The sequence below is a fragment of the Dyadobacter sp. genome, assembly GCF_039919315.1.
In the GTDB taxonomy this organism is placed as follows: domain Bacteria; phylum Bacteroidota; class Bacteroidia; order Cytophagales; family Spirosomataceae; genus Dyadobacter.
In genome coordinates this window covers 25,921-51,279 of the sequence record NZ_JBDSFX010000046.1, presented here as the reverse complement: position 1 = coordinate 51,279, position 25,359 = coordinate 25,921, and the positions used below count along the sequence as shown (strand labels likewise).

The window sequence follows — 25,359 nt, the reverse complement described above, 5'->3', positions numbered from 1 at the left end:
TTCCTTTAAGAGGTTGGAGGGAGAATGGCATACATCATTTTTCAGTACATTGAATGTCTAAAAATAAAATCTTAGCCGCAAGCTTGATCATTATTTCCGGGGTAGGCCTTGCAGGGTTTTCTGCTGAGAACAAGCATGATTACCATTTCAATAGTCAGGATCCCTGGAAGGCTCCGGCCTGGGTCGACACTTTGAAAAGTCCTTACCACGACGAACCCCTCACCCTCGCGCAGGGCGAAGAGCTGTTTACACTTTATTGCGCATCTTGCCACGGCGATGGCGGTTATGGGGACGGGGCAGCCGGTGGCGCATTGGGACAAAAACCCGCCAACTTTCACGATACGCTCGTAAAAGCGCAAAGTGACGGCTCTGTTTTCTGGAAAATCTCGACCGGAAGGGGTAATATGCCGCCTTTCAAAGACGTTTTCACCGACGAACAAAGATGGCAGCTCGTTGCTTACATTCGCCATCTGGGCAAAACTGAGTAATCCTGAATCCTAAACCATACCATGTTACATTTTAGCCGCATTTTAAAATCAGGGATTACTGCCGCGCTTGCCCTGGGCATTTCACTTCATGTTTCCGGACAAACGAAAGAAGCCGTCGTCACTACACCCAAAGCGCTCCGCGACGACATTACCATCGAGTACTACATGAAAGTAGAACCCGAGGCAGTCCGTATCATTCAGCATCCATTGACCGGAGAAATTTACTACACGACATTCTTTGGTGACGTTTTAAAAATCGTAACCGTTGACGGAAAACCGGAAAGCAAGAAGATTTTTTCGGTGGAAGATCACAGCATCCCCCGTTTACAAGGCGCTGCGTTTCATGGCAATACCCTCTTTCTCGCCGGAAATGTCAGCGTCAATAATAATAAGGGAAATAAGGGCCGTATGGTACGCTATGAAATGAAACCCGGCGTTGAGAAGCCCGAAATGACCGTGGTTTTCAATACTGTTGAATATGGTGCCAATAAAACCACTTTCGATCATGGCTGGAATGCATTGGAGATCAGCCCCGACGGGAAGTACATTTTCGTCAATACCGGCGCCCGTACCGATCATGGCGAGGTGCAGGACAATGGCGGTGAATATCCAAATGCGCGTGATAATGCATTGACTGCGAACATCTTCCGCTTCCCGATCAATGCAAAAGACTTGTTGCTGTCTACCGATGTGCCCAAATTGAAAGCAGAGGGTTATCTGTACGCGGAAGGTATCCGCAATGCTTATGACATGGCCTTTGATCCAAAAGGAAATTTGTTTGCAGTTTCAAACTCAGGCGATTACGACCATCCCGAAGATATGTTCTGGGTGAGACAAGGTCATCATTACGGCTTTCCCTGGATTATGGGTGGTATAGAAAACCCGCAGCAGTTCCCCGATTTCCAGGCTGATCCTGAAAAAGATCCTTTTCTGAGCAAATTTGCATTTGCATACCTGATGAAGTATTTTCACAATGATCCTGAATTTCCTAAAAAACCAGCTGGCGTTACATTCACCCCGTCCGTTCAGAATATGGGCCCGGATGCCAACGAGTACCGTGACAGAAAAACAGGCGTAGTCATGGATGGCGACACAACCGGTGCGACAGTGGGAACATTCAACGCACATTCATCGCCCCTCGCTTTGTTTTTTGATACTGAAAAAACATTGGGCAAAGACCTGGCCGGGGACGGGTTTGTGATACGGTACACCGGAGGGGCAAGAAACGGGGTTGTCAACCCGAACCCGCTGAGAAGACAAGGCAAAGACCTGCTTCATCTGGATATGATCTACGACAAAGCGACTGATAATTATAAAGTCAAAACAACCCGGATCGTGGAAGGCTTCACGGCTCCTACCGACGCATTATTGGTTGGAAGTACCTTATATATCATTGAATACGGAGGGAAACAGGGTGGTAACAAAGCCGGCGGTGGTATATGGAAAGTCAACCTGCCTGCTAATGAAAAAATGGCAAAAAAGAGCAAGAAAAAAAGAGCATAAATGTACATATTTCAATAACTTAATTATACCAACATGAAATCCGAAAGAAGATCGATTCTTAAATCATTGTTCGCCTCCGTTGCAGGTGTAGTAGGCATTGGAGCAGCTTCCAAAGTAGTAGCAGCAGAAGCTCCCGCAGCTGCGGCTCCTGTAAAAGAAGTGGGTGAGGTGGTAATGTACCAGGATGTGCCTTTGTTTTCTGGCCATACCAAATTCAACAACATGGTTTTCGTAGCTGGAAAAGGCGCCCACTTTGAGGGAGACATTACTGCCCATACCAAACACGTATTGGACGAACTTGAAAAAGAGTTGATCAAAGCGGGTTCATCGATGGAAAAGGTATTGAAATGCAGCGTATTCCTGCACGATCTGAACGATTACAAAGCCATGAACGAAGCGTACAAAGGTCGTTTCGGCAGCAAGCCCCCTTGCCGTACCACGGTAGCGGTCTACGGCGGCGTACCGGGTGATTCATTGGTGGAGATCGATTGCATTGCTTATATCTAGGAAATTAAGACTTGCCAAGTCTTGAAGACTTGCCAAGTCTTGAAGACTTGGTAAGTCTCACCCTAAATCACAAACTAATATTCTGGAATAATACAATTTCCCAGCATTAAATTCTTTCAAAAAAAATAAAGTCATACTTATATTTTATTTTGCAACGATTTAACAGTTACTTTGTTATCTGACCTGACCGCCCTTGAACAAGAGACAACGCATAGCTGAGGAGAATACAATTCTTTTAAATCTCTGGCAACAATCGCAAGCCGGTGATAGCCTGGCTTTTTGCCAACTCGCTGACAAGCAATACCGTACTCTTTTCAACTACGCCTGTAACTTTACTACCGACAAAGAGTTCATTAAAGATTCCATTCAGGAATTGCTTATCCACATCTGGGAAAAGCGTCAGAACATCAATATTCAATTTGTTACCATTTACTTTCTGAAAGCGCTGCGCAATCAGCTTCTTCAGGAATTCCGTCGTAACGCTCCCCACTCTCTGCTCGACATTGACGAGATAGGCCAGCTTTCGGATTATCAGACCATTGAAACCGAAATTGAGCAAAATGAACTGTACAGCGAAAATCAGGTGAAAGTCCGCGCAGCATTGAATGAGCTGCCACGCCGCCAGAAAGAAGCCGTTTTCCTCAAATATTTCGAAGGCATGGACAATGAACAGATCGCCGATCTCATGCAGGTGAACCGCCAATCTGTCGCTAATCTGCTCTTCAAAGCCATTTCCTCCCTGAAACATCAGATGCATACCGTAAGTCATTTGCTGGTACTGATCATTCCCTTTTACTGGTAAGGTTTTTCCCAAAATAAATAATGGACTGGATGCAACGGAGGCGCTATCTTGCGTCACTTTATTGCATACCAAAATACCCTTCTGATGGACAAAGTCGTGAGCAGAACTCTATGGATTGACTATTTACGCTCTTTTATTACCGTTCTCGTCGTTGCCCATCACTCCTCCCTCGCCTACACCACTTTTGCGAGTTTCAACAAAACAGCCTACATTAATTCCACCAATCCTATTGTGGACAGCCAGCGATGGGTTGGTCTTGATATTTTCGAAAATTTCAATGACGTATTCTTCATGTCACTGATGTTCTTTATCGCCGGTCTGTTTCTTTTCAAAAGCATTCAGAAAAAAGGCGCGATGGCATTCACTCGGGACCGGGTTTACCGCCTTCTGATTCCCTTTCTGCTCGGCGGAACACTGATGAACCTGTTGGCTTACTTTCCTGCTTACAAGGTTGCCCACGATAGTAATGATGTAGTTGCCTACGTCAAAGACTTTTTCTTTGTGGAACAATGGCCGGTGGGTCCGCCTTGGTTTATCTGGGTGTTATTTGTATTCAATATACTTTTTGCGTTGATTTATTTAACACGCAAAAAGTGGCGAAGCAAGGAGTTGCTTTTCAATGTAGATTGGGGCAAAAAACCATTTGCATTCATCATAGGCTGGTTTTTGTTCACCTTCATTCTGTATGTACCCTTCGCATTCTGGCTGGGAACGGGTAACTGGACGGGTTTCGGACCATTTGATTTTCAGCTGAACAGGATCCTGTTGTATTTTGGCTATTTTATATTGGGTACCGCCATCGGCAACACTGCATTCAATGATAGCATTTTCAACCCTGCCTCACCGCTGGTTAGAAATTGGAAATGGTGGCTATTCCTTTGCGCATTAACTTATACGATTCTCACGATCTTCCCCGCTACATTGACCGAAATGGTGAAGCACCAGCAAATCACGGAATTAGTCGGATACCTGATCTACTTCTCCATTTATGTGGCCTCCTGCACATGCAGCTGCATTGCATTCATTACGATGTTCCGCGCTACGGTACATACGCCCAAAAGTTGGTGGGATTCTCTTTCCGACAATGCTTACCTGATCTACCTGGTGCATTATGCTTTCGTGATCTGGTGCCAGTATTTGCTACTGGAAGCTCCTTTACCGGCATTTGTCAAATTTTCGATCACGTTTATTGTATCCGTTTCAGCGAGCTGGGCGGTGAGTATTGCGATCAGGAAGAATGCATTTTTCAGAAGATACCTGTAAAATCGCTGTCCTCAATGACGATTTTTGTCAAAATTAACTGATTTCAGACATCTGCTGAATGTAGCTGCCGTGGTACCCAGGTAAGTGGCGATATAATGATCCGGAATGCGGCGAAAGAGTGACGAAGGTTGATTAACATAATATGCAATGCGCTCTTCCACAGACAAGTACTTGAAGACTTTGACACGGTCGGTGAAATTGATAAGGTGTTGTTCTAAAAGCTTGACAGCCAATGTCGCCATGTAAGAATCCTGCTCCACCAGTTTGCGATAAGCGTCATAGGAGATCGCGTAGACGATGGTATCTTCCAGTGTTTCCAGTACTTCACTGGACAGCTTTTGCAAAAGAAAGCTCTCGGCAATGCACACAATGTCGCCGTCCGAAACCAGCAGGGACGTAATATCCTCGGATCCTCTGAGATAGTAAGTGCGCATCACGCCTTTTTCGATAAAGTACAGGCTGGGGCTCACCTGTCCGAGATCGACCAAAACCCGGCCTTTTGGAATCACAAACCTTTTCAGGTTCTGTTGAAACCGCTCTTTCACCTCTTCCGACAACATAAATTGCGACGCCTCTAACAGTCTTTGCAAAGGTTTGATCTCCTCGGTGACCTTCATTTGATTTCCGGGTCTTGTTCTACAACAAGGTATAAATTAATGGTGTATAAGTTAGTTCTGAAAAATAATTTTCAGAAAAAGAGTATTGGCCTAATGATTCTGCATCCTTATTAAAATTAGCCATACTATTATTTGCCTGATATGCAGAATTACCGCAATTTTCTTCCGGAGGAGCTAGCAGCCGATCCATCATTCAGACGCTGGGCCTTGTACAACGACCCCGCAGAAGGAACTGTGTGGGAGGAATGGCTCGAACTCAATCCTGATAAGCAGGAACTGGTGACCCGCGCGCAAAACTTTCTAGCTGCGACGGAAACCACATTTGACCAGATCACTGACGAAGAAGTTGCCAACGAAATGTACCGCTTGTCTCACGCGATAGGCGAAAAAACGGCCAAGAAATCATCGATATGGCTGCGTTTCCGACCTAACTGGTATCACATGGCCGCTTCCGTGCTGATACTGATGTTTGCAGGATGGTTGTTCAACAAACAAACAGCTACCCAACAGCAATCGGATCAGTACAAAGTGATCCTCAGCCAGATCACCGAGCCATTGGTGGAAGAAAATAACACTTCCGACAAAGCGCGCCTGGTGCTGCTGGAAGACGGAAGCTCGATCCTCCTGCAACCCAACAGCCGCATAACTTACCCGAGGAACTTTGCCGGTAATAAACGGGAAGTGTTTTTAAATGGTGAAGCCTTTTTTGAAGTCGCCAAAAACCCTGACAAACCCTTCTATGTATACGCACATACGCTGGCGACGAAGGTGCTGGGTACCAGCTTTAAAGTGAGTGCATTTGACGATGACCGTGAGGTGAAAGTGGTGGTAAAAACGGGAAGGGTTTCTGTTTTCCCGATGACTAAGGAAGCGCTGGCTTCGCAACATGCTGACGACAAGCTGGGCGGAATGGTATTGACTCCAAACCAGCAGATTGTATTCGCTGCCAAGGAGTTACGCCTGACGCGCAGCCTGGTACCAAACCCAAAATTGCTGGAATTGCCTATTCAGCGCCAATCTTTTGAATTCAAGGGAACGCCTATTACCGAAGTATTTGCAGCACTGGAAAAGTCCTATGGTGTGAAGATTATTTTCGATGCCGAGGTGATGCAAAACTGCTATCTGACGGCCTCACTTTCTGACGAGCCACTGTTTGAAAAAATCAACCTGATCTGTAAGACGATCGGCGCGCAGTATGAACAGCTCGATGCCAGTATCATTATTAACAGCAAGGGTTGTTAAACGTTAATACCTCTTCTCTCATACTTAAAGCAAAAATTCAAAGGAAGCCTATGAATAGAATCTATTACTAATTGCCTAAGAAAAGTCGATGATGCTGCAACACCACCGACCTCCAATTTAATCCCCCGCTTGTTCACGCTTAACGGCACCCATAGAGGCTGCCGTGGGAATCATTTATGCCGAATTTTAACCCGACAAAAATCAAAATTATGTCAAAAAGAGTACAATTTCACCATGCTTTACAGAAAATCATGCGCATTACGCTGTATCAAGCCCTACTCTCCATCGCAGTCAGCACTTTTGTGCATGCAAACGATGTGCGTGGTCAAAGAATTTTAGAACAAAAAGTGACGTTGCGTTTGTCCAACTCCGAAATTGACAAGGCTTTGGAGAAGATTGAAAGTACTACGAAGGTTAAGTTTATGTACAACCCTCAGATTTTCAATAACCAAAAATCGACTTATAAATTCCAGGAAGAAGCGCTGTCGGAAGTACTCAATAAGATCCTCACACCACATAAGGTTACTTATGAAGTGGTGCAGGACCGCATTATCCTCAAACGGGAGCAGGCACCGGTAGTGGAAGACGTACCTGCCAGTAAAATTGCGCCTAAACGTAATGTAACTGGTAAGGTAACTGACGAAACAGGCACTGGTTTGCCTGGTGTGAGCATTTTGATCAAAGGTACCCAGCGTGGTACATCTTCTGACACGGATGGAAAATATGCACTGGACATTGCTGATGCAGATGTTGCATCCACTGTTCTGGTATTCAGCTTTGTAGGTTATACATCCAAGGAAATTACAGTTGGCTCACAATCAGACCTGAATGTGCAGCTGGAACCTGAAGCAAAAGCATTGAACGAGATCGTGGTGACTGCTTTGGGTATTTCCAAAGAAAAGAAAGCACTTGCTTATGCGGTGACAGAGGTAAAAGGAAGCGAGTTTACACAAGCACGTGAAAACAACGTCGCGAATGCATTGACAGGTAAAATTGCAGGGGTTAACGCAACCGGTATGTCAACAGGCCCGGGTGGATCCAGCCGTATCATTATCCGCGGTAACGGATCTTTGAGCGGAAACAACCAGCCTTTGTATGTGATCAATGGTATGCCGATGGACAATAGCGTTCCGGGTGGCGGCAATGCATCGGATGGTAATGGTAACAATACTGACCGTGGTGACGGTATCGGCGGTATCAACCCGGACGACATTGAATCGATCAGTGTTTTGAAAGGTGGACCCGCCGCTGCACTTTATGGCGCCCGTGCTTCCAATGGTGTTATTTTGATCACTACCAAAAAAGGACGTGCGCAAAAAGGCATTGGCGTGGAGTACAATGGCAACTTCAGTGTCGATAACCTTTCTATCATTCCTGATTGGCAATACGAATACGGACAGGGCGTGGACGGTGTTAAACCTACTACGCAAACCCAGGCAAAAAGCTCAGGCCGCTTGTCATATGGAGCGAAAATGGACGGTACCGATGTGATCCAGTTTGATGGCCAGATGCGTCCCTATTCCCCGCAGAAGGATAATCTTAAAAATTTCTATCGTACAGGAAAAAACTACATCAATTCTATCTCATTCACAGGTGGTAACGAGGTTATTAACTTTCGTTTTGGCCTGAACAACACCAGTGCGACCAGCATTGTACCCAATTCTTCATTCAACAGAAGAATTGCCAACCTCAATCTGAACGCACAATTGGGCAAAAAACTGAGCATTGAAACGGTTGTTCAATACAACATTGAAAATGGACACAACCGTCCAAAAGTAGGTTACGCGGATTACAACCCACACTGGGCAACCTATCTGATCGCTAATACGGTTGACATCAGAAGCCTTTCACCAGGTTACGATGCTACAACGGGCAAGGAAGTGGAATGGAACCCGGTACCTGCGGCTCCCAACCCCTATTTTGTAATAAATAAATTCAAAAACGAAGACCGTAAAAATCGTTTTCTAGGACAGGCCAACATTAAATATGACATTCTGGACAACCTGTTTATCAAAGGAAGTGTGAGCCAGGACTACTATAATTTCAATTATGAATTCGTAGTACCTACTGCCAATGCCTACGAACCTTTGGGAAAATACGAAGCTAAGAAAATCACATCGTCTGAAACCAACGGAATGCTTACGCTGAATTACAGCAAGGATTTCTCCGAAGACTTTAATTTCTCAGCGCTGGCTGGGGGCAACATGCAGCGAAGCATTTACGACCAAACTGCATTCAACGGAACTGAGTTTACCATTCCTGGTTTTTACAGCTTTACCAACCTGGCTACTTCAACGACCGTTCCTACGTATACCAAGAGCGGTATCAACTCGCTTTTTGGTTCTGTTGATTTAGGTTACAAAGGATTTGCCTATATCACGATGTCAGGTCGCCAGGACTGGTTCTCGGTGCTGAACACGGCTAGCAACAGCATTTTCTACCCTGCAATCGGCGGGTCGCTGATCCTTTCCGAGGCATTTAAGCTGCCATCGGCGGTAAGCTTCGCGAAACTGCGCGGATCATGGGCGCAGGTAGGTGGTGCGAACGTAGCAGCTTACCAGATCTACCAAAGTTACAGCATGGCGCAAGGTGGCCACAATGGTCGTCCGGTGCAGCAATTGGGATCAGCATTGGTACCTAACCCGAACCTGAGACCATTGACTTCCACAACCTATGAAGTGGGTATCGAAGCTAAATTCCTGCACAACCGCGTAGGTCTTGATCTGACATTGTACAATCGTAAAACAACCAATGATATCGTACAGAGCAACATTGCATCCTCTTCTGGCTACACATCTGCTTTGCTAAACCTGGGTGAGCTGAGTAACAAGGGTGTCGAGATCTTGCTGACTGCAACACCGGTAAAATCTGCGGATTTCACATGGGATATCAGCTACAATATGGCTTACAACAAAAGCGATATCATTAAGCTGGACGACAAGCTTCCAAGTCTTACCATTGGTAATGGCGTAGGTGGTGGTATCATCAATAACTACGTGGGCGGTACCTACGGCGAGGTTTGGGGTTATAACAAAAAGAAAGACGCCAACGGCAATACCGTATTCAACACAGCCAGCGGCTATGCGGTAAGAGGTGACCTTGCGAAACTGGGCAATGGTATTCCACCTTGGACAATGGGTATCACCAATAACTTCAAATACAAAAATTTCTCTTTGAATATCCTTGTGGATGGCAAGTTCGGAAGTGTGGTTTACTCCAACATGTACCAGTACGCCTATCGCTTCGGTTTGCCGAAAGAAACGCTTCCCGGTCGTGAAACCGGTGTAACTGTAACGGGTGTAACGCCTGAGGGAGCTCCTTTTACCAAAACATGGGAGAAAAAGGATGTGGATACCTACTATGACAATGACAAGAACTACACGGGTATTTTCGTGTTCAACAATGATTTCATCAAGCTGCGCCAGGTAATCATCAGCTACAATTTGCCTGTTGCCAAAATGTCGATACTGGGAGGCAAGATACAATCCGCTTCGCTTTCGCTTGTGGGACGTAATCTTTTGCTACTCTACAAAGACAAGAGAAACAACTATTTCGATCCTGAGTCTAGCTATACCAATGGTAATGCACAGGGCCTTGAAGCGTTCGGTGTACCACGGACCAGAAACATCGGTGTGAACCTGCAAGTGAAATTTTAATCATTAAAATATTTAGTGAAGATGAAAAAATACTTAAAGCTACTATATCTGGCCCCGATGGCCTTCTTCATTGCCTCCTGCGATAATGGGTTCGAGGAAATGAATGTCAACCCCAATGCTTCCACGGAAGTAGTGCCAGGATTCCTTTTCACCAGGGCACAGCTTACAACCGTGGCCAACAACTATACCGGCGCTGCCTACCTGACGATTGGCCAATCCATGCAGCACTTTGCGACCTATAAAGAGGTTCCTGCTGCTGGTGACAAGTATTTCAATTACGGCTATTCCAACGGAAGCTGGGCATTGTATGGCGGTGACCCCGCGTCAGCCGGTGCGGTGATCGACGTGGAGCAGGTGATTGGGGCGGTGAAAACTGCTCCGGAAGATGTTAATAAGTTGTCGGTAGCACGTATCTGGAGAGCATATCTGTACCACAGATTGACAGACCTATACGGTGACATTCCTTACTCAGAAGCAGGAAAAGCGCTCACTGACAAGAATTTCACACCGAAATATGATACGCAGGCTGCTATCTACGCGGATATGCTGAAAGAGATCGACGAATCCATCACAGCATTCGATGCGGCCAAAGCCACTTTCGGTAACTCCGACCTGATCTATGGCGGCGATGTGCCTAAATGGAAGAAATTCGGTTATTCAATGATGCTGCGTTTAGGCATGCGTCTGACTGAAATCGATCCTGCAATGGCAGAAACCTGGGTGAAGAAAGCGATCGCAGGCGGTGTGATCACCAGCGACTCGGACATGGCGACCATTGCTTATGTGGACGGATCCATCACAGCCAGCCGTAATTTCATTGCCAGCGGACTGATGAGCACGGATTATGTAAATCCAGGTGGTGACAATGTGGAAGGTGGTAAATTGGCCAAAACGCTGGTGGACCATTTCAAAGACACCAAAGATCCACGTTTGAATGTGATCTCGATCGTATGGGTACCGTCTGCCGATGGCAAAACATTTACCGCAGATACGACTACCACATTGCAGAAAGGAATGCCGAATGCAGCATTCAACAGCTTACCGGGTGATTTCAACACTTATTCGGAGCCTAACCCTGCGACTATCCTGAAATACAACGCGCCATTATTGGTTTTCACAACCGCCGAAGCGCATCTTTTGCTGGCAGAAGCCGCATTGAGGGGCTGGTACAGCGGTACCACAGCAGAAGCTGAGTATACCGCAGCTGTTACTTCTGCGATGAAGCAATGGACATTGTTTGGCAGCGCGGGTATCATTTCAGATGCTAAAATTACGGCTTACCTGAAAGCCAATCCGTTCAAAGCAGCCGGAACATTGGCTGAAAAAATGGAGCAGATCGGTACACAGAAATGGGCGAGCCTGTTCCTGGAAGACGAGTATGAGATCTTCTCTAACTGGAGACGCACCGGATATCCCAAGTTGACGCCCACTAACTATCCTGGTAACCTTACCGGCGGCAAGATTCCAACCCGTTTTGTTATACCAGATTCAGAAGAACAATACAACAAAGCCAACTTCATCGAAGCACGTACCCGCCAGGGCGGAACGAATACGCTTTCGAGCATGGTATGGTGGGATAAGTAAGGGTAACCTTTGTATCGCTTTTGTTTAAATTGAATTGACCCGATACGGATTGCCCAAAACAGCAATCCGTATCATTTTTTTGAAAAAGTATAAAAAAATAAAGACCGGAGTGAGGTGAATGCATTGTAATTCCTGTCTTATCATCAGTGCTGGTAATCATCAGCAAATTGTCTTGCCCAAATACCTCAGAACCTAATCCCGTACCATGATCAGAAAATTATTATTCGCAGCCACCATTTTCTGCAGCGTTACCATTGCCAATGCTCAGAAATACAGTGTCGTCATCAAAGGCGGACACGTTATTGACCCCAAAAACAATATCAACCAGATTATGGATGTCGCCCTGAAAGGCGATACCGTGATGCTGGTTGCCAAAAACATTGATCCCAAAGAGGGCCGGCAGGTCGTGAATGCCAAAGGATTATTCGTAACACCGGGCTTGATCGACATGCATTCGCACAACTTTTACGGCACCAAAATGGACCAGACTTACAGCAATGGTCCCAATGCATTACCCCCCGACGGATTTACATTCCGCACCGGGGTTACTACTGTGGTGGATGCAGGCTGCGCTGGCTGGAAGTCATTTGCTGATTTCAAAAAACAAACCATTGATGTTTCCAAAACACGGGTACTCTCTTTCCTCAACATTGTGGGCGAAGGCATGCGCGGTGGCACATTTGAACAAAATGTAGAGGATATGGATCCCGCGGCCACTGCCAAAGTCGCGAAGGAAAATCCTGAATATATAGTTGGAATAAAACTGGCCCACTTCAATGGCTACAACTGGACTCCAACCGAACGTGCCGTAGAAGCCGGCAAGCTCGCCAACATTCCGGTCATGGTCGATTTCGGCGGAAGCTCGCCCGTGTTACCCATCGAAGAGCTTTTCATGAAACATTTACGTCCGGGCGACATCTTCACACATTGCTTTGGCCAGCTCAACAGCCGCGAACCGATCCTGGACGTAGCGACGGGCAAGATCAAACCGTTCGTTTATGAGGCACGAAAAAAAGGCATTCTTTTCGACGTAGGTTACGGCGGGATCAGCTTTGCATTTTCTCAGGCCATACCAGCCGTGAAAAGTGGTTTTTATCCCAATACGATCAGTACCGACATCCACACCGGCAGTATGAACAATGCGATGAAAGACATGCTGAATGTCATGTCCAAATTCCTGGCAATGGGTATGGACCTGCCAGCCGTGATCAAAGCCAGCACCTGGGCACCTGCACAGGCCATTCATCGCGAAGAGCTGGGAAACCTGTCTGTGGGTTCACGCGCCGATGTGACCGTTTTGAGGGTTTTGGACGGCAAATTCCAGCTGAATGATACCGGTACTTTTGGTTTTTGGGACTATACCGGCACCAAAATCCAGGGGAAGCAAAAACTGGAAGCAGAACTGACCATTCGCGGTGGGAAAGTGGTGTACGACCTCAATGGTATCACCAATCCACTCGTACTTTCGAGAAGGTAGTCCGATCCATTGTTTACCTAAATGTGTGATGCAATGATTTTGAAAATATCCCGCAGCATCTGGCTGTCCGCCCTCGTCATTTTTTGTTTTGTCAATCATTCAAATGCAGGTTATCCACTCAATGAAATTCGCATTGAGCGGCATAAGGCAGTACCTATGCGCGATGGGGTGATCCTGTATGCGGATGTGTATATGCCCGCTACGCCTGGAAAATACCCGACCATTATCACCCGCACGCCGTATGGTTCGCAGCGCGACGCGGTGCATCAGGGAATGATCAAGTTTGCGCAGCGCGGGTACGCCGTAGTAGTGCAGGATGTGCGTGGTCGCTACGAAAGTGACGGCAAATGGGAGCCATTTCGCGATGAAGCCAAAGATGGTTACGACACCATTGAATGGGCCGCGACCCAACCTTTTTCAAATGGCAAGGTGGCGACGCAGGGCGGAAGTTATCTGGGGCATAATCAATGGCAGGCGGCCAGCTTGAATCCGCCGCATTTGGTAGCCGCATTTCCTTCACTCGCGTCCACTAACATTTACGCCAACTGGATCACGATGGGAGGGGCATTCCGGCTCAGTTTCAATTACGGCTGGGGAGTGGTGAGGATGCCCAACCGTATTATGCTGCCGCAATATTTTCATACTGAAAATTATACACCCGAAGAGCTCAAATACGCCAACATTCTCATGCATTTGCCATTGAATGATGGCGATCTGCAAAGTGCCGGGGCCGTGGTACCCCATTACCGCGACTGGATCAAGCATGAAAGCTACGACGATTACTGGAAATCCATCAGTGACGAAGAACGCTTTGATAAAATAGACGTTCCGACTTATGTATCAGGCGGTTGGTTTGACATTTTCGTGATGGGCACCATCAATGGCTATGTAGGCATGAAGAATAAAGGCGCCACATCAGAAGCCAGAAAAGGAGCGAGAATGATCATCGGGCCGTGGGGTCACGGACCGAGCCAGTCATACGGCGACGTGGATTTTACTCCTGCGGCTTTGGTAGAACAATTTGAAACCGAGCTCAGCTTCTTTGACTATCATTTAAAAGGCATCAAAAACCTAATCGAGACTGATAAGCCCGTGCGGTTATTCTATATGGGTGCCAATCAATGGCGCAGCGAAACCGACTGGCCCATTCCGGGGACGAAGTATCAGGAGTTATATCTGGGTAGCAATGGAAATGCCAATTCTGTGCGCGGAAAAGGCACATTATCATTTACCAAACCTACTAAAATTGGCACGGACACTTATCGCTACGACCCGCAAAGCCCCGTACCTACCACCGGCGGCAATAACTGCTGCGGCACTCCTACCCCAGCGGGCCCCCGCGACCAGCGGCCGTTGGAACAGCGCGAAGACGTGTTGGTATACACAAGTGAATTTCTCGAAAAGCCATTAACGATCGCCGGCCCTGTCAAAATGAAACTGCATGCCGCTACCGACGGCCCGGATACAGACTGGATGATCAAACTCGTCGACGTACATCCAAACGGGTTCGCTATGCCGGTTTCGGAAGGTATTTTGAGGGCCAAATTCAGGGAGGGATTGGATAAAATCAAGCTGCTGACACCGGATAAGGTTTATGAATATGAGATTGAAATGACAGGTACGGCCAATGTGTTTCAACCAGGACACCGCATCCGCGTTGACATTACGTCCAGCAACTTTCCACAGTTCGACAGAAACCCGAACACCGGTGAACCATTGGGAACAAGTACCAAAACACGCATCGCTAAACAGACCATTTATTTCGGCGGTCCGGAGTTAAGTCATATCTTGCTGCCTGTTGTTTCCGGACTGCCCAATAATTGATCGGTCTCGAAAATTTATAACATTCAAATCCATGATAATCAATCCATTTTTGACTTATATAAAAGCCGCTAAATTTATCCTGAGTTTATGAGAGTACAGTTTCTTGGCCTCATCGCCATCGCTGCCCTAGCCCTGGGCGCTCCAAGTACCGCCAGATCGCAGACCATGCCCAAGGAAGAATTGATCTTCTTGACCTCCGAATGGAAAGGTGAACGCTTCCCGGACGGCCGCCCCAAAGTACCCGACGCACTCATTGCACGCGCAAAAAATATTTCGATTGAAGAAGCGTGGGTGGTATTGCAAAATGAAGGCTACAACTGCCAGTTCGACGGAAATTGGAAAATCCTGAAAGATGACATTGTGATCGCAGGACGTGCATTAACAGCTCAGTTTATGCCTTCCCGCCCGGATGTCGAAAAGTTGGTGAAAGACCGTGGAAACAAAAATGGCAGATTGGGAAACACCAACTCCTGGCCGATTGATATGCTTTCCAAAGGTGATGTTTACGTGGCCGATGGCTTTGGGAAAATCGCCAGCGGAACATTGATCGGAGATAATTTAGGAACCTCTATTTTTGCCAAATCAGGGAATGGAGTCGTGTTTGACGCTGCTGTTAGGGACTTGGAGGGGCTTTCCAAAATTGAGGGTTTCAATGCTTTTGTAAGAGATTTTGATCCGTCTTTCCTGAAAGATGTTTTCCTGACGGGCATCAACACGCCTATCCGCATTGGCCGCGCTATTGTGTTGCCTGGTGATGTGGTTTTGGCCAAAAAAGAAGGTGTGATTTTCATCCCTGCGCACATGGCCGAAAAAGTGATCCTGACCGCCGAATTCCTCACATTAAGGGACAAATTTGCCTTGCAAATGCTAAGAGAAGGCAAATTCACGCCAGGCCAGATCGATAACCAATGGACGGATCAGCTGAAAGAAGCATTCCTGAAATGGCTCGACGGAAATCCGAAGGAAATCCCGATGAAGCGCGCCGAACTGGACGAATATATGAAGAAAAGAACCTGGTAACCAGGTAGTTCCCCTAAACCAAATGACAGAGTTCCTGTATGATCATTCAGCAGGAATTTTCTTTCCCCTTTTTTTGAATAGTATTATAAATACAATTATATGAACATTTACAAGCTCCTCTCTGGTGTCGCCGCATTATGCCTCCTGGTAGCGTTATATTTTGCATTGAGTGGTAATCTGGCGCAGGCAGGTCCATTCTTTATCGGTTTTTTTCTGGCATTGGCCATCAGTTTCAGAGGTTATGAAAAGCTGAAAGGTTTTACATATACCACGGTTATTTTCGCGGCAGTGACTACCGCATTGTACTACCCGCAGCATTTCCAGACCGTTGGCGATTTTAAACTGGCCATATTGATCACCCCGCTGATCCAGATCATCATGTTCGGGATGGGAACTTCGATGAGTTTCGGAGATTTTGTTGGTGTGGTGAAAATGCCAAAAGGGGTGCTGATCGGCGTGGTTAGCCACTTTATTATTATGCCTACCATTGGTTATACACTTGCCAGTCTCAGTGGTTTTCCTCCTGAAATTGCAGCAGGAATTATCCTGATCGGTTGCTCGCCCAATGGTATGGCTTCTAACGTAATTTCCTATCTGGCCAAAGCAAACCTCGCATTGTCGATCACCATTACAGCGGTCTCGACAATGCTTGCTCCGATCGTTACACCGTTGCTGATGAGCCTGTTGGCAGGTGCATTTGTACAAATTGACACATTGCACATGATGTGGGATATCATTAAAATGGTGATTATTCCAATCGGCGCAGGTCTGTTGTTTAATAGATTTTTCAGTGGCAAAGCCAAATGGCTCGACGACGCCATGCCGCTGGTCTCAATGGCTGGTATCGCGTTTATCATTGTGATCATTACCGCCGCCGGTCGTGATAGTTTGCTTACCATCGGACCTACATTACTTTTAATCGTACTGATCCACAATCTTTCGGGATATACGCTGGGTTACTGGTCGGGCAGGTTGTTCAAAATGACTGAGCGGGACTGCCGGACTATCGCTATCGAAGTAGGGATGCAAAATGGAGGCCTAGCTTCCGGTATCGCCAAAGAAATGGGTAAAATGGCCACTGTCGGGTTAGCCCCCGCGATTTTCGGGCCGCTTATGAATATTACAGGATCGATTCTGGCCTCGTGGTGGCAGGGTAAGCCTACCGGCGATGAGGAGACGTATGTGGAAACGGGGCGGGCGCATTGAAAGTTGGGCGTAGTCTCCGACTACGTCCGAGTGTCTACGGTCTCCGACCGGGCCCCAAATGAGCATTCACTATCCGTCAGAACCAAAAACTCAATGGTAACAAGGCATCAGACAATCGAAGACCACGATCAACGCAATCTATACGGAAACCGGCTTGCCCATTAGACTGTTTTAAAAGTCGCCAAGTTGAGAGCAACTTGGCGTTGAGAATTGGCAAGTTAATCGTAATGCACCGTTATTTTTAACAGCTGCTCGTTTCTAAATATCAACAAGCTTTGATTCAGGAATAGCGTATCTCCCGAAATATTTTCGTCGTCAATCAATTTATTTTTAACTAACATCTCGATAATACGCCTCTTTTGTACATTGCTGTCACTAATAATCTTCGACAGTATCGTTATGTCCTTTTTTAATTCGTAATAGCTATGATTATCATGAGCAATCGTTAAAGATTGAACGACAATTATATAGCCCACCAAGGTCAATATAATTATCGAAATCGTCAGTGTCCCGAAGAAAGCCATTTTCCAACCATTCATTTTAGACAATAATTTCAAATGTGAGGTAACTAAATGATAATAATAAAGTTACACTGCACAATAACAGTCCAAAACGATTGATTTCTTTGCTTTACCTATCCAGGGGTTAAAATGAGTTTTCAAACGGAGTAAGCCTACGGATGATAAAGAGACTTATGTAGAGACCGGGCGAGCGCATTGAAAGTTGGGCATAGTCTCTGACTACGTCCGAGTGTCTACGGTCTCCGACCGTTAACGTATCACAAACCGGTCAGAGACCGGTTTTCACCCGACTGTTGTCAGAGACTACGGTCAACGTTTTTCAATCCTCTTCCAGCAACAGCTGCATAAAAACCAAATCCAACCACTGGTCAAATTTATAGCCTACCTCTTTCAGGTAGCCTTTTTCTACAAAGCCATATTTTTTGTGAAATTCGATGCTGCCGCGGTTGGCAGCGTCGATGCCGGCGATCATGGTATGCAGGCCGGATTCGCGTGCGCGCTGGATGAGGCTTCCCAGTAACTTCCCTCCCACACCCATTCCCCGTGATTTTTCATCAAGATAAATGGAATGTTCTACACTGAATTTGTACCCGATCTTAGGCCGGAAAATATTATAGGAACCGTATCCGATCACTTCTCCTTCCACTTCCGCCACGATCACAGGCATACCGTCATTGAACATCTGTTCAAACCAGGCTTTTTGTTGCTCCATTGTTCGCGGCTCATAATCGTAAATAGCTGTGGTGTTGAGTATAGCGTGGTTGATAATTTCTAACAGGGAAGGCAGATCCTTGGGAGCTGCGCTTCTGATAATAAGATCCATCAAAATAAATAGGGTCGTTGTCAGGTTGAAATATTGGGCTTAAAGTTACCCGATAATTTTAAAAAATTGAATGTAAGATCAACCATTAGCGCAACGTTTTCAGCGTTTTTTTTTGAAAATCGCGATTTTAGAATAGCTTTGTCCTGACTTTAGGGGTGTCCCGACATGCGGACTGAGATAATACCCTTTGAACCTGATGCAGTTAGTACTGCCGAAGGGAAAAGTAAGAGATACTACTATTGTATCTCAATGTATCTTTCCAAAAAGGTCCATTCCTGAAGTTTTATTACAAAACAAAATTCGGAATGGAAATCATCATTAACGGTCAATCCAAAGAAATCCCTGAACAGTTTTCAGTTCAGCTTCTCCTGTCTTCTTTATTTCCCGGGCCTCAGGTCAAAGGGATCGCGGTCGCTATTAATCAATCTGTTATTCCTGGATCCGAATGGGCAACCCGTCTGCTTCATTCCAATGATCAGGTTATGCTGATCAAAGCCACCCAAGGCGGCTGATCCTGTCTATTCATCCATTCAATTACTCATCATTTTTTATGAAAACTGAAAAAACACCCGAGGCCGGAGCGATCACCCGCACCCCTTTCCCCAATTCCAGAAAGATTTATGTGAAAGGTCAGATTCATGACATTTCCGTGGCGATGCGTGAAATTTTGCTTACCGACACCCGCCAGCATGGACGGCTCGGTGCAGCAGAGAAAAACGCGCCTGTCACAGTGTACGATACCAGCGGCCCTTTCACCGACCCAAACATTGACATTGATGTAAAGAAAGGACTGCCTGCATTGAGAGCTAAGTGGATTCGCGACCGGCAGGATGTGGAAGAATTGCCTGGTATTTCTTCTGCCTATGGACAGCAGCGGCTAACCGATGCTACGCTCGATCATTTGCGTTTCGTCCATATCAGCAAGCCGCTCCGAGCATTGCCAGGCCAGAATGTTTCGCAACTACATTACGCCAAAAAAGGGATCATTACCGCGGAAATGGAATACATCGCGATCCGCGAAAATCAGCGCATTGATCAGCAACTGAAAGAATTGAATGGTAAGGCTGGTACACTCGGCCACCAGCACGCGGGGCATAGCTTTGGTGCCAATACGCCGAAAGGGCACATTACTGCGGAATTTGTAAGACAGGAAGTAGCATCCGGCAGAGCTGTGATACCCAATAATATCAATCACCCCGAAAGCGAACCGATGATCATCGGAAGAAATTTTCTGGTGAAAATTAATGCTAACATTGGGAACTCGGCTGTGTCTTCGTCCATTGAAGAGGAAGTTGAAAAAGCCGTGTGGGCATGTCGCTGGGGTGCAGATACCATTATGGACCTTTCGACCGGTAAAAACATCCATGAAACCCGCGAATGGATCATCCGAAATTCTCCCGTTCCAATCGGTACTGTGCCTATTTACCAGGCATTGGAGAAAGTAAATGGTAAAGCCGAAGACCTGACCTGGGAGCTCTTTCGCGATACATTGATCGAGCAGGCCGAGCAAGGAGTCGACTACTTTACGATCCATGCCGGGGTATTGCTGCGCTACATTCCGCTTACTGCCAAACGCATTACCGGAATCGTGTCGCGGGGTGGCTCTATTATGGCCAAATGGTGTCTCGCGCATCACAAGGAAAACTTCCTTTACACGCATTTTGAAGACATTTGCGAGATCATGAAAGCCTATGATGTGGCATTTTCACTGGGCGATGGCCTGCGCCCGGGCAGTATCGCGGATGCCAATGATGCCGCCCAATTTGCAGAGCTGGAAACGTTAGGAGAACTGACCAAAATCGCCTGGAAACACGACATTCAGACCATTATCGAAGGTCCCGGCCACGTGCCGATGCACCTGATCAAGGAGAATATGGAAAAGCAGCTGGAACATTGCCAGGAAGCCCCATTTTACACATTAGGCCCATTAACCACCGACATTGCGCCTGGTTATGACCACATTACCTCGGCCATTGGTGCGGCCATGATCGGCTGGTTCGGTACTGCGATGCTGTGTTACGTCACACCGAAGGAGCATTTGGGTTTACCAAACAAAAAAGATGTAAAGGACGGCGTGATCACTTACAAGATCGCCGCCCACGCCGCAGACCTTGCCAAAGGCCACCCCGGTGCCCAGTACCGCGACAATGCATTGAGTAAAGCCCGCTTTGAATTCCGCTGGGAAGACCAGTTCAATTTGTCGCTTGACCCGGATACTGCCAAAGAATTCCACGACGAGACATTACCGGCGGAAGGAGCTAAAATCGCCCATTTCTGTTCGATGTGCGGCCCGAATTTCTGCTCGATGAAAATCACACAGGACGTACGGGAGTATGCTGAATCGAATGGTTTTGGAGAGGAAGAAGCCATTTCAGAAGGTATGCTGGCGAAGTCGAGAGAGTTTGCGAGTAAGGGTAGTGAAATTTATTTATAGCTATGAAATTGATTGTGATATCGCACCCGGGTGGAACCCCCGGTGGAACCCCCGGTGGAACCCCGGGGTCATTGCGGGATGAAGCTGGCCTGATCAATAAGCTATTTGAAAATGGCTTGCAGGTTCTGCATTTGCGGAAGCCGGACAGTACCAGGGAGCAAGTAAAAGTGCTGCTTAGCGAAATAAACCAAAAGTACCTCGGTCGCATTGCTTTGCATCAGCACCACTGCCTCGCGGAGGAATTTGGTATTTTCAGGCTGCATTTCACAGAAAAAGAGCGGGCTGCTACATCGTGGGAGGCTTTTCAGGAGATGCGAAAAAAAGGTATCACACTGAGTACCTCAATCCACCAAGTTGAACAACATGACACGCTGCCAACTTGCTTTTCCTATGCCTTTTTCGGACCTGTATTTGATAGCATTTCAAAAAAAGGGTATCACGGTGTAGTGAAGGGCAATTTCAGACTAATCAAAAAACCAGTCAGTTTGATCGCCCTCGGAGGCATCGGAGCTTCTAATCTGAAAGACATTCAGGCAATGAACTTTGACGGGGCCGCCATACTTGGGTCACTTTGGGAACAGCCGGAAGATGCTATCATGAACTTCCGGAGGCTATGCCATCACCTTGTCCCCAGGTTGAAACCTGGGGCTGGAGAGAGACATATCGGAATCTTCGCCCGAGGCCCGGAACAGGATGATACCTATGATGAACCAAATTGCACCGGTGCGCCAGCCATCAACCCCAGGTTTCAACCTGGGGTTCTCGACCAAGTCCCAGCCCATGGACAGGGCTTTAGCCCAAGCCGAATCACTCAAAAAATAGCGAAGCTCCACTTCATATCCAGCAAGACAACCGGTCGCACCCACTTGAAAAGCATTCAAAAAGCGCTCGACGGGGGCTGTAAATGGATACAATTGCGGGTGAAAGACCAGCCGCAGGAAGATGTGCTGCCACTGGCTATGAAAGCTAAAATATTTTGTGATAGATACAACGCCAAACTGATCATCAATGATTTTCCAATGATAGCAAAAGAAGTGCGTGCATACGGATTGCATCTGGGGTTGTCGGACATGAAGATACCGCAAGCCAGGGAAATCGTGGGCAGCGAAATGATCATAGGAGGAACTGCCAATACCTATGAGGACATTGTTTTGAGAATTAATGAAGGCGCGGATTACGTAGGTCTCGGCCCATACCGGTTCACTACTACCAAGCAGAACCTTAGCCCGATACTGGGTTTGGAAGGGTATCAAAAACTAATGGACAGGCTTGCAAAAGCGGGTCATTACATTCCAATTATAGCGATTGGAGGTATTTTACCAGATGACATTGCCGCTTTGAAAAACACAGGCCTGCATGGAATAGCGATGTCGTCGGCTTTGTTACAAGCTGCTGATATCCAAGAAACTGTTAGTAAAATCAAGACAACATTATGCTGAAAATTGCAGACAAAGAATTTCAGTCCCGGTTATTTACAGGTACTGGCAAGTTCAGTTCCTCGGAAATGATGGAAGAAGCGTTACTAGCTTCCGGCTCCGAGCTGGTCACCGTGGCATTGCGCCGCGTGGACATGAACAATACGCAAGACGACATTCTGACGCATTTGAAACATGCACATATTCATTTGCTACCCAATACTTCGGGCGTTAGGAATGCAAAAGAAGCCGTATTCGCGGCGCAACTCGCGCGGGAAGCTTTGGAAAGCAACTGGCTCAAACTGGAAATTCATCCTGACCCCAAGTACCTCATGCCCGACGCCATTGAAACGCTGAAAGCCACTGAGGAACTGGCCAAACTAGGTTTCGTGATCCTGCCTTACATTCACGCCGACCCGGTACTGTGCAAGCATCTGGAAAATGCAGGTGCCGCTGCGGTAATGCCATTGGGATCGCCTATTGGAAGTAATAAGGGATTAAAAACCATTGATTTTCTGGAAATTATCATCGAGCAAAGCAAGGTACCGGTGGTCGTAGATGCGGGAATCGGCTCACCTTCTGATGCTGCACTGGCCATGGAGATCGGTGCGGATGCGGTACTGGTAAACACGGCCATTGCAGTCGCCGGTGATCCTGTGACGATGGCCGCTGCATTTAAACTGGCCGTACAAGCCGGGCGAATGGCCTTCGAAGCCCGATTAGGGAACAAAGGAAACTTTGCCGCCGCTACCAGCCCTTTAACTGCCTTTTTAGATGAGTTTTAGAGAACAATTTGAACGCCATGACTGGAATGAGGTGAAGGATAGTATTTATTCCAAAACCGAAACCGACGTCGAAACCGCGCTGCACGCCTCCAAAAGGACTTTGGACGATTTCAAAGCGCTAATATCTCCAGCGGCGGCACGATATCTGGAACCGATGGCCAGGCTAAGCCGCGAGCTCACGCAAAAGAGGTTTGGCAAAACCATCCAGATGTACATTCCGCTGTATCTCTCGAATGAATGTACCAATATTTGCACCTACTGCGGGTTCAGTCTGGATAACAAAGTGCGACGGCGGACATTGAATGCGGACGAGATTTTGAAGGAGGTGGAAGTCATTAAAAGCCTTGGCTACGAGCATGTTCTGTTGGTTACCGGCGAAGCAAACCAGACTGTCCATGTCGATTATTTCAAAAAAGCATTGGATCTGATCCGGCCGCATTTTGCTCAGGTTTCGATGGAAGTGCAGCCATTGGACCAGGATGAATATGAGCAACTTATTCCGCTGGGCTTACATTCGGTATTGATCTACCAGGAAACTTACCACCAGGAAGACTATCGAAAACATCATCCAAAAGGCAAAAAGTCGAATTTCAATTATCGGCTGGAAACCCCGGACCGGCTGGGTCGTGCGGGAATTTACAAAATGGGCCTCGGCGTACTGATCGGATTGGAAGACTGGCGTACCGACAGCTTTTTCACGGCTTTACATTTAAATTATCTCGAACGAACCTACTGGCAAACGCGTTACAGTTTATCATTCCCAAGGCTCAGACCGTTTTCCGGCGGACTGGAACCGAAGGTAGAAATGACGGATAAGGAACTCGTGCAACTGATATGCGCCTACAGGATTATGAATGAGGAAGTTGAGATTTCACTGTCGACACGGGAATCTGAAAAATTCCGCAACCATTGCATTCAGCTGGGCGTGACTTCGATCAGTGCGGGTTCCAAAACAAATCCCGGCGGCTATGCGGTAGAACCTGGTTCATTGGAACAATTTGAGATTTCGGATGACCGCAGTCCGGCCCAAATTGCCGACATGATCAGAGCGGGCGGTTACGAACCGGTCTGGAAAGATTGGGACAATGTTTTTGTTTGAAAAGAAATTGATAGATTCGCTAACAGATATTTCAAAACCATGTTGGAGCCACAGGAACGCAAACGATACAGCCGGCAAATCCTGCTTCCCGAGGTCGGTTTGCTCGGTCAGGAGAAATTGAAGGCTGCCAAAGTGCTGGTGATCGGCGCGGGCGGGCTGGGCTGTCCGGTGCTGCAATACCTGGCCGCGGCGGGAGTTGGCCACATCGGAATTGTGGATGATGATACCGTGGATGTTACTAATCTGCATCGTCAGATCCTGTACAACCACAATGATATTGGTAAAAACAAGGCTGTTACCGCTGCTGAAAAGCTTTCGCTGCTGAATCCTTTCATCAGTATTGTTCCATACCCGATAAGACTTAGTGAAAGCAATGCTTCCGAAATAATTTCAGCATACGATTTGGTGATCGACGGATCCGACAACTTCCCGACACGCTACCTGGTCAGTGATTTTTGTGTGACATTAAACAAACCGTTGGTATTCGGCTCCATATTGCGTTTTGAAGGCCAGGTTTCGGTATTTAATTACAATGGAGGACCTGACTACCGGAGTCTTTTTCCTGATGCGGAAGAGGGTGATAACTGCGCTGAGGCCGGAGTGATAGGGATACTGCCCGGAATCGTGGGCACTTATATGACGAATGAGGCGATCAAGATTATTTGCGAGATCGGCGAGACGCTTTCTGGTAAGTTAATGGTGATCAATGCATTGACCAATGCAACCTCGGTCTTTCAGTTTTCACATGCAACTGCGGTAGCTCCAAAGCCGGAACTAAAAAAAGAGCAACCTGCCGTTCAGGAATTAGAGGAGATTTCTTACGAAGAATTTGAAAATATTCAGCAAACTTTCCCTGAGCAAATTCACCTGATTGATGTTCGGGAAGACAATGAGTTTGAAGCAGATAATTTCGGTGGCATCAACATTCCGCTTTCCGAAATTCCCGAAAGCATTGCCACTTTCCCCAAAGACAAGATCATTGTATTCTATTGTCAAAGTGGAAAAAGAAGCATGCAGGCTGCAAAATTACTTTTGCAAAGTGGCTTCAATGGACGTAGTTTTTGGGCGCAACACTGGTAAGTTTTAAGTTTAA

Annotated in this window: 20 protein-coding genes and 1 riboswitch; of the genes, 18 read left to right on the top strand and 2 right to left on the bottom strand. The window is 46.9% G+C overall.

The genetic code is table 11. The annotated features are described in order from the left end of the window. Positions 1–53: 53 nt before the first annotated feature. The 5 genes from ABIO93_RS12245 (at position 54) to ABIO93_RS12225 (ending at position 4,563) form a co-directional block, all read left to right on the top strand. Positions 54–488: a cytochrome c gene (locus tag ABIO93_RS12245; RefSeq protein ID WP_348067947.1), complete on the top strand. Its 435-nt coding sequence runs from the start codon at positions 54–56 to the stop codon at positions 486–488. Between the two features lie 21 nt (positions 489–509). Further along, positions 510–1,991 (top strand): cytochrome c class I, encoded by a 1,482-nt coding sequence (locus ABIO93_RS12240; protein WP_348067945.1) that lies wholly within the window; start codon positions 510–512, stop codon positions 1,989–1,991. A gap of 33 nt (positions 1,992–2,024) precedes the next feature. Beyond that, the gene (locus ABIO93_RS12235; protein ID WP_348067943.1) at positions 2,025–2,498 is read left to right on the top strand and encodes a RidA family protein; all 474 of its coding nucleotides are present in this window, start codon (positions 2,025–2,027) and stop codon (positions 2,496–2,498) included. Between the two features lie 193 nt (positions 2,499–2,691). Continuing rightward, a complete protein-coding gene (locus tag ABIO93_RS12230; RefSeq protein ID WP_348067941.1) occupies positions 2,692–3,300 on the top strand; it encodes a sigma-70 family RNA polymerase sigma factor in 609 nt (202 codons plus the stop codon). Positions 3,301–3,384: 84 nt separating this feature from the next. Continuing rightward, the gene (locus ABIO93_RS12225) at positions 3,385–4,563 is read left to right on the top strand and encodes an acyltransferase (protein ID WP_348067939.1); all 1,179 of its coding nucleotides are present in this window, start codon (positions 3,385–3,387) and stop codon (positions 4,561–4,563) included. A gap of 11 nt (positions 4,564–4,574) precedes the next feature. Here ABIO93_RS12225 and ABIO93_RS12220 read toward each other — a convergent pair whose 3' ends face one another. After that, positions 4,575–5,180 (bottom strand): Crp/Fnr family transcriptional regulator, encoded by a 606-nt coding sequence (locus ABIO93_RS12220; protein ID WP_348067937.1) that lies wholly within the window; start codon positions 5,178–5,180, stop codon positions 4,575–4,577. Between the two features lie 141 nt (positions 5,181–5,321). Here ABIO93_RS12220 and ABIO93_RS12215 point away from each other — a divergent pair, with 141 nt between their 5' ends. The 7 genes from ABIO93_RS12215 (at position 5,322) to ABIO93_RS12185 (ending at position 17,189) form a co-directional block, all read left to right on the top strand. Further along, positions 5,322–6,422, top strand: coding sequence for a FecR domain-containing protein (locus ABIO93_RS12215; protein ID WP_348067935.1), 1,101 nt, complete (start codon positions 5,322–5,324; stop codon positions 6,420–6,422). A gap of 209 nt (positions 6,423–6,631) precedes the next feature. Continuing rightward, the gene (locus tag ABIO93_RS12210) at positions 6,632–10,078 is read left to right on the top strand and encodes a SusC/RagA family TonB-linked outer membrane protein (RefSeq protein ID WP_348067933.1); all 3,447 of its coding nucleotides are present in this window, start codon (positions 6,632–6,634) and stop codon (positions 10,076–10,078) included. A 21-nt stretch (positions 10,079–10,099) separates the two neighbouring features. Further along, entirely contained in the window at positions 10,100–11,662 is a 1,563-nt protein-coding gene (locus ABIO93_RS12205; protein WP_348067931.1) for a SusD/RagB family nutrient-binding outer membrane lipoprotein, read from the top strand. 205 nt (positions 11,663–11,867) lie between these two features. Continuing rightward, positions 11,868–13,139, top strand: a complete 1,272-nt coding sequence (locus ABIO93_RS12200) for an amidohydrolase/deacetylase family metallohydrolase (RefSeq protein ID WP_348067929.1) — start codon at positions 11,868–11,870, stop codon at positions 13,137–13,139. Between the two features lie 33 nt (positions 13,140–13,172). Then, a complete protein-coding gene (locus ABIO93_RS12195; protein ID WP_348067927.1) occupies positions 13,173–14,963 on the top strand; it encodes a CocE/NonD family hydrolase in 1,791 nt (596 codons plus the stop codon). 87 nt (positions 14,964–15,050) lie between these two features. Beyond that, entirely contained in the window at positions 15,051–15,983 is a 933-nt protein-coding gene (locus ABIO93_RS12190) for an RraA family protein (protein WP_348067926.1), read from the top strand. Between the two features lie 99 nt (positions 15,984–16,082). Further along, entirely contained in the window at positions 16,083–17,189 is a 1,107-nt protein-coding gene (locus tag ABIO93_RS12185) for a bile acid:sodium symporter family protein (protein WP_348067924.1), read from the top strand. An 840-nt stretch (positions 17,190–18,029) separates the two neighbouring features. Here ABIO93_RS12185 and ABIO93_RS12180 read toward each other — a convergent pair. After that, complete coding sequence (locus tag ABIO93_RS12180) at positions 18,030–18,533, bottom strand: N-acetyltransferase family protein (protein ID WP_348068080.1); 504 nt, start codon at positions 18,531–18,533, stop codon at positions 18,030–18,032. Between the two features lie 141 nt (positions 18,534–18,674). Continuing rightward, a riboswitch (TPP riboswitch) is annotated at positions 18,675–18,770 on the top strand. A gap of 68 nt (positions 18,771–18,838) precedes the next feature. On the opposite strand from ABIO93_RS12180, the gene thiS reads away from it, so the two are divergent. The 6 genes from thiS to ABIO93_RS12150 are packed head-to-tail and all read left to right on the top strand — an operon-like array spanning position 18,839 to position 25,346. Beyond that, on the top strand, positions 18,839–19,045 hold the full coding sequence (gene thiS / locus ABIO93_RS12175; RefSeq protein ID WP_348067922.1) for a sulfur carrier protein ThiS: 207 nt from the start codon (positions 18,839–18,841) through the stop codon (positions 19,043–19,045). Positions 19,046–19,083: 38 nt separating this feature from the next. After that, on the top strand, positions 19,084–20,967 hold the full coding sequence (thiC, locus tag ABIO93_RS12170) for a phosphomethylpyrimidine synthase ThiC (RefSeq protein ID WP_348067920.1): 1,884 nt from the start codon (positions 19,084–19,086) through the stop codon (positions 20,965–20,967). A 2-nt stretch (positions 20,968–20,969) separates the two neighbouring features. Next, positions 20,970–22,406, top strand: coding sequence for a thiamine phosphate synthase (locus ABIO93_RS12165; RefSeq protein ID WP_348067918.1), 1,437 nt, complete (start codon positions 20,970–20,972; stop codon positions 22,404–22,406). Next, positions 22,400–23,167, top strand: a complete 768-nt coding sequence (locus tag ABIO93_RS12160; protein ID WP_348067916.1) for a thiazole synthase — start codon at positions 22,400–22,402, stop codon at positions 23,165–23,167. Before ABIO93_RS12165 ends, ABIO93_RS12160 begins: the two co-directional genes overlap by 7 nt. Further along, entirely contained in the window at positions 23,157–24,266 is a 1,110-nt protein-coding gene (gene thiH / locus ABIO93_RS12155) for a 2-iminoacetate synthase ThiH (protein ID WP_348067914.1), read from the top strand. Before ABIO93_RS12160 ends, thiH begins: the two co-directional genes overlap by 11 nt. A 39-nt stretch (positions 24,267–24,305) precedes the next feature. Further along, positions 24,306–25,346 carry a HesA/MoeB/ThiF family protein gene (locus ABIO93_RS12150; RefSeq protein WP_348067912.1) on the top strand — a complete coding sequence of 347 codons (1,041 nt, stop codon included), beginning with the start codon at positions 24,306–24,308 and terminating at the stop codon, positions 25,344–25,346. Positions 25,347–25,359 lie beyond the last annotated feature (13 nt).